4 protein-coding genes are annotated in these 6,084 nt (G+C 67.6%); all 4 read left to right on the top strand.

Translation table 11 applies throughout. The features are described from left to right. Positions 1-267: 267 nt before the first annotated feature. Positions 268-1,431 (top strand): flagellar biosynthesis protein FlhB, encoded by a 1,164-nt coding sequence (flhB, locus tag VFL64_RS22565; protein WP_489542635.1) that lies wholly within the window; start codon positions 268-270, stop codon positions 1,429-1,431. Next, positions 1,428-3,512 (top strand): flagellar biosynthesis protein FlhA, encoded by a 2,085-nt coding sequence (gene flhA, locus VFL64_RS22560; protein WP_489542634.1) that lies wholly within the window; start codon positions 1,428-1,430, stop codon positions 3,510-3,512. The genes flhB and flhA overlap by 4 nt, the downstream gene beginning before the upstream one ends. Before the next feature lie 257 nt (positions 3,513-3,769). Then, positions 3,770-4,570 (top strand): transporter, encoded by an 801-nt coding sequence (locus VFL64_RS22555; RefSeq protein WP_489542633.1) that lies wholly within the window; start codon positions 3,770-3,772, stop codon positions 4,568-4,570. 10 nt (positions 4,571-4,580) lie between these two features. Beyond that, on the top strand, positions 4,581-6,084 hold a 1,504-nt coding region (locus tag VFL64_RS22550), incomplete at its 3' end, for a methyl-accepting chemotaxis protein (protein WP_489542632.1).

Genomic DNA, 6,084 nt, shown 5'->3' with positions numbered 1-6,084 from the left:
AAAGTGACCCGCCCGCCGGGGCGGACTCCCGGCGCACCCGTTCGAAGTAGGAAGAAACACACCACGCGAAGCGGGCAAGAACCAGCCGACGGAGCGAAGCTTCGATACCTCAGCCCGAGCGGACTGTGAACTACGCACACTCCGGGCACCCAAGCCCCCACCCCGCCACAAGCACGAACTACCCCCGAAACCCCCCTCTTATCCCGCTCAAGTCGAGCCCACAACTGGAAACAATCTCCCAAGCTCCCCCAAAGCCCCCGCCACGCCATGGCCGCCTCCGACCAAGACCGCAACCTACCTGCTTCGCAGAGAAAGCTCGACAAGGCCCGCAAAGACGGCCAGGTCGTGCGTTCGCGCGACCTCGGGCACTTTGCCGCCATCGCAGTGGGCGGCGCCGTGCTGGTGGCTCTGGCGCCGCACGTGTCGCACTGGTCGGCACGGCTCCTCAGCAACGGCCTGCGCTTCAACGCGGCCTCGGTGCAGAGCACCGACTTCATGGCCGAACGGCTGGCCGATCTCACGCTGCAGATGATGTGGATCGTGGCGCCGCTGGGCCTCTTGATGATGCTGGTGGCGCTGGCCATGAGCATCGCCGCCGGAGGCTGGGTCTGGACCTTCAAGCCGCTGGTGCCGAACTTCGAGAAGCTCAACCCCATCGCCGGCATCCCGCGCCTGTTCTCCAAGCAGCAGCTGGTCGATGCCCTCAAGGCCACCGTGCTGGCGCTGATCCTGGGCACCATCGGCGCGCTCTACCTGCGCGCCAACATCGAGACCTTCGGCGGCGTGCTCACGCTCGCCCTGCCGGCCGCGCTGTCGCATGCCGGCAATGCCATCGTCGGCGGCCTGCTGCTGCTGCTGCTGGCGTTGGCCGCCTTCGCGGCGATCGACGTGCCGCTGCAAAAGCACCTGCATGCCTCCAAGCTCAAGATGAGCCACCAGGAAATGAAGCAGGAGCAGAAGGAAACCGAGGGCAACGTCGAGGTCAAGGCCAAGGCGCGTGCCCGCATGCGCGAGATGAGCAACAAGCGCATGCTCGCCGCCATCCCGAATGCCGACCTGGTGGTGATGAACCCGACCCACTATGCCGTCGCGCTCAAGTACGACGACGCCAAGATGGCCGCTCCCCGCGTGGTGGCCAAGGGCGCCGACCTGATGGCCTTCAAGATCCGCGACACGGCCAAGGCCTCGCAGGTGCCGGTGCTGCAGGCGCCGGTGCTGGCGCGTGCGCTGTATGCCCACGCCGAAGTCGACCGCGAGATCCCCGCGGCGCTGTTCTCCGCGGTGGCCCAGGTGCTGGCCTACGTGTACCAGCTGCGCGCCTCGCTCACCGGCCGCGTGGCGGCGCCGGGCGCACTGCCTGATCTGAACGTGCCAGCAGAGTTGGACCCGCACAACAAGCCAGGCTGGGTGCCTGACGAGGTGATCGAATGAATGGCTTGATCCAGAAACTGCAGAGCCTGCTGGGGCCGCACGCCACCGCCATCAAGGCGCTGATGGCGCCGGTGTTCATCATCATGGTCCTCTCGATGATGGTGCTGCCGCTGCCGGCCTTCGCGCTGGACATGCTGTTCACCTTCAACATCGCGATGGCGCTGATGGTCATGATGGTGGCGGCCTACATGGTCAAGCCGCTCGACTTCTCGGCTTTCCCGACCGTCATCCTGCTGACCACGCTGCTGCGCCTGTCGCTCAACATCGCCTCCACCCGCGTGGTGCTGCTCGACGGCCACACCGGCCCGGGCGCGGCCGGCAAGGTGATCGAATCCTTCGGCCACTTCCTGATCGGCGGCAACTTCGCCGTCGGCCTGATCGTGTTCGCCATCCTGGTGGTCATCAACTTCGTGGTGGTGACCAAGGGTGCCGAGCGCATCGCCGAAGTCGGCGCGCGTTTCACCCTGGACGCCATGCCCGGCAAGCAGATGGCGATCGACGCCGACCTCAACGCCGGCCTGATCGACGAGAAGGAAGCCAAGCGCCGCCGTGCCGAAGTGGGCAACGAGGCCGAGTTCTTCGGCTCCATGGACGGTGCCTCCAAGTTCGTGCGCGGCGACGCGATGGCCGGCCTGCTGATCCTCTTCATCAACATCATCGGCGGCTTTGTCATCGGTGTGGCCCAGCACGACCTGTCGGCCTCGCAAGCGGCCAACAGCTACATCCTGCTGGCCGTGGGCGATGCCCTGGTGGCCCAGGTGCCCGCGCTCCTGATCTCGGTGGCCGCAGCCATGGTGGTCTCGCGCGTCGGCAAGGAGCAGGACGTCGGCACGCAGATCTCGGCGCAGGTGTTCAACTCGCCGCGCGTGCTGGCCATCACCGCCTCGGTGATCGGCCTGCTGGGCCTGATCCCGGGCATGCCGCACTTTGTCTTCCTGCTGATTGCAGGCGGCCTGGGCTACGCGGCCTGGTGGATGAACCGGCGCAACGAACGCGCCAAGCTGGCCCCGCCGGCGCCGGCCATCACCGCCGAGCCGAACGCCGAAGCCACCTGGGACGACCTGCAACCGGTCGACACGCTGGGCCTGGAAGTGGGCTACCGCCTGATCGCTCTCGTCGACAAGGCCCGCCAGGGCGACCTGCTGCAGCGCATCAAGGGCGTGCGCCGCAAGTTCGCGCAAGACGTGGGCTTCCTGCCGCCGCCGGTGCACATCCGCGACAACCTGGAGCTCAAGCCCAGCATGTACCGCCTCACGCTGCGTGGTGCGGTGGTGGGCGAGGGCGAGGCCTTCCCCGGCATGCTGCTGGCCATCAACCCGGGTGGTGCCACCACCAAGCTGATCGGCACCCAGACCGTCGACCCCGCCTTCGGCCTGCCCGCAGTGTGGATCGAGGAGCGCCAGCGCGAAGCGGCGCAGATGAATGGCTTCACCGTGGTCGACTGCTCCACCGTGATCGCCACCCATTTGTCGCACCTGATGCAGATGCACGCCGCCAAGCTGCTGGGCCGTGTGGAGGTGCAGCAGCTGGTCGAGCACGTGACCAAGCTCGCGCCCAAGATGATCGAAGACGTGGTGCCCAAGATGGTGAGCATCCCGGCGCTGCAGAAGGTGCTGCAGCTGCTGCTCGAAGAAGGCGTGCACATCCGCGACATGCGCTCAATCGTCGAATGCCTGGCCGAGCACTCGTCCACCGTGAGCGACCCGGCCGAGCTGTCGCGCCGCATCCGCATCCACATCGCGCCGGCCATCGTGCAGCAGATCTACGGGCCGGTGCAGGAGCTGGAAGTGATCGCGCTCGAACCCGAGCTGGAGCGCCTGGTGACCCAGGCCCTGAACTCGCCGCACGGTGCCGCGCTCGATCCGGGCGTGGCGGACACGCTCACCCGCAGTGCTGCCCAGAGCGCCAAGCGCCAGGAAGACCTGGGGCATCCGGCCTGCCTGCTGGTGCCGGACATGATCCGCGCGCCGATGGCCCGTTTGCTCAAGCGCGCCGCGCCGCGGTTGCGGGTACTGGGGCACAGCGAGATTCCCGAGACGCATTCCATCCGCATTGGGTCCATCATCGGCGCCCAGGGTTAGGCCCCCCAGTCGCTTCGCTCCTGCCCCCGAGGGGCGCCACCCAGCGCACCGGCAAAGCCCGGATCCGCGGGTGTGCCCGATGAATCCCGTCTTTCTCGGCCTTTCTCGGTCCTACAGCCGGCGGAGAGAATGCCGAAATGCCAAGGGCAAACCCCAGGCATGAGTCGGTGACGCACGTGTGGCTGGTCGCCGGTCGCTCAGGTGGGGTTGTCATTCGCCCGACCTCAGCCGCACAGCAACAAGACAGAGACGCTGTGATGAACCGTTCCCCGAGCACGCTGAAGGCCCTGGCCTTGTGTGCAGGCCTGGCCTGCGCGCCGGCCGCCTTTGCCGGCGAGGTGATCGCCACCGACCGCCCCGACTTCGTCGAATCCAGCGACGTGGTGGACCCTGGCCGCTTCCAGATCGAGACCAGCCTGTCGGCCGAGCGCAACTCGGGTGACGGCGTCAAGACGCGCACCTACAGCACGCCCACGCTGCTGCGCTTTGGCCTGCGCGAAGGGTTGGAGCTGCGCGTCGAGAGCGATGGCTTCATCCGCGCCACCACCGAAGCCAATGGCAGCAGCCTCACCGAGCGCGGCTTTGCCGACGCCTCGGTGGGCGTCAAGTGGCACATGCAGGACGGCGATGACGCCACCGGCAAGCCCGCCATCGGCTGGCTGCTGCACTTCGACCTCGACTCCGGCTCGGCCGCCTTCCGCGGCCAGGGCGTGCGGCCCTCACTGCGCGCCGTCTTTGAATGGGATCTGCCGAACAGCTTCTCGATCGGCGTGATGCCCGGCTTCGTCGTCGACAAGAACGAGGCGGGCGAGCGCTTCACCGCCGGCATCCTCGCTGCGGTGCTGGGCAAGGACATCACGCCCGAATGGCATGCCTTCGTCGAGCTGGCTGGACGCCAGATCACCTCGGTGAAGAACGGCGGGTCGGTCCTCTCCTTCGATGCCGGCGCCTCCTACCTGGTCAGCAACTCGGTGCAGGTCGACTTCTCCTTCGCTCGCGGCCTCAACGCCTACAGCCCCGACTGGCAGTACGGCGTCGGCCTGTCGGTCCGCTTCTGAGCCGAACATCATGCAACTCACCATCCAACGCAAGCTGCTGGCGATGAGCCTGCTCGGCCTGGTCTTCGTGGGCGCCGTGGGCGCCACCGGCTTCTACGCCGCCACGAGCCTGGCCAGGTCGGCAGACGACATCGGCAACACCGGTTCGGCGCTGAAGAGCCAGATGCAGGCCGACATGGCGCACGACGCGCTGCGCGCCGACGTGCTGGCTGCCGGACTCGCCTCCGAGAAGAACGACCCGGCCGAACAGAAGGCCGTGCGTGCCGATCTGGCCGAGCACAGCGAGATGTTCAGCAGCGGCCTCACCCGCCTGGAGGCGCTGCCGCTGGACGCCGACTCGCGCGCCGCGGTGGGCAAGGTCAAGCCCGCGCTGGTGGCCTACCTTGCCAGCGCCACCAAGATGGTCGACCTCTTCTTTGCCGACCGCGTGGCGGCACAGGCCAAGATGGGCGAGTTCATGGTCGCCTTCAAGAGCCTGGAAGACGAGATGGAGGCGCTGAGCGAGACCATCGAGAAGCAGGCCAAGGAAACCCAGGCCGAGAGCGAAGCCCTGGCGGCGCGTGCGCGCTGGACCATCCTCGCAGCGGTCGCACTGTCGATCGGCTTGTTGCTGGTGACGTGCTGGCGCGTGTGCGGCAGCATCGTCGGCCCGATCCGCCGTGCGGTGCAGATCGCCGAGACGGTGGCCGCGGGCGACCTGCAGTCGCGCATCGAGGTGCGTGGCGACGACGAGACAGCGCAGCTGCTGCGGGCACTCAAGCGCATGAACGACAGCCTGACGGCCGTGGTCGGCACCGTGCGCAGCAGCAGCGACAGCATCGCCACCGGCTCCAGCGAGATCTCGAGTGGCAACTTCAACCTGAGCCAGCGCACCGAAGAGCAGGCCAGCAACCTGCAGCAGACCGCTGCCTCGATGGAGCAGATGACGGCGACGGTGCGCAACAACTCCGACACCGCGCGCCAGGCCGCCGACCTCGCCAGCCAGACCAGCCAGACTGCCACGCAAGGCGGCGAGGCGGTGAACCAGGTGGTGCACACCATGGGCGAGATCAGCCGGGCCAGCCAGAAGATCAGCGAGATCATCGGCACCATCGACGGCATTGCCTTCCAGACCAACATCCTCGCCCTGAATGCTGCCGTCGAAGCGGCGCGCGCGGGCGAGCAGGGGCGGGGGTTCTCAGTGGTGGCAGCCGAGGTGCGCACCCTGGCACAACGCAGTGCGGTGGCGGCAAAGGAGATCAAGGCCTTGATCCAGGCGAGCGCCGAGAAGGTGGAAGCCGGGTCGCGCCAGGCGGGTGAGGCCGGGCGGACGATGGGCGACATCGTGGCGCAGGTGCACCGGGTGACGGAGCTGATCAGCGAGATCAGCACGGCGACTCAGGAGCAGAGCACGGGCATCGGGCAGGTGAGCGATGCGGTGGCGCAGCTGGATCAGGTGACGCAGCAGAACGCGGCGCTGGTGGAGGAGTCTGCGGCGGCGGCGGAGTCGCTCAAGGTGCAGGCGAGGCAGTTGG

It is taken from the genome of Rhizobacter sp. (assembly GCF_035702065.1).
Lineage (GTDB): Bacteria > Pseudomonadota > Gammaproteobacteria > Burkholderiales > Burkholderiaceae_C > Rhizobacter.
The sequence above is the reverse complement of the archived record's forward strand: the minus strand, read 5'-3'. Positions and strand labels throughout refer to the sequence as shown.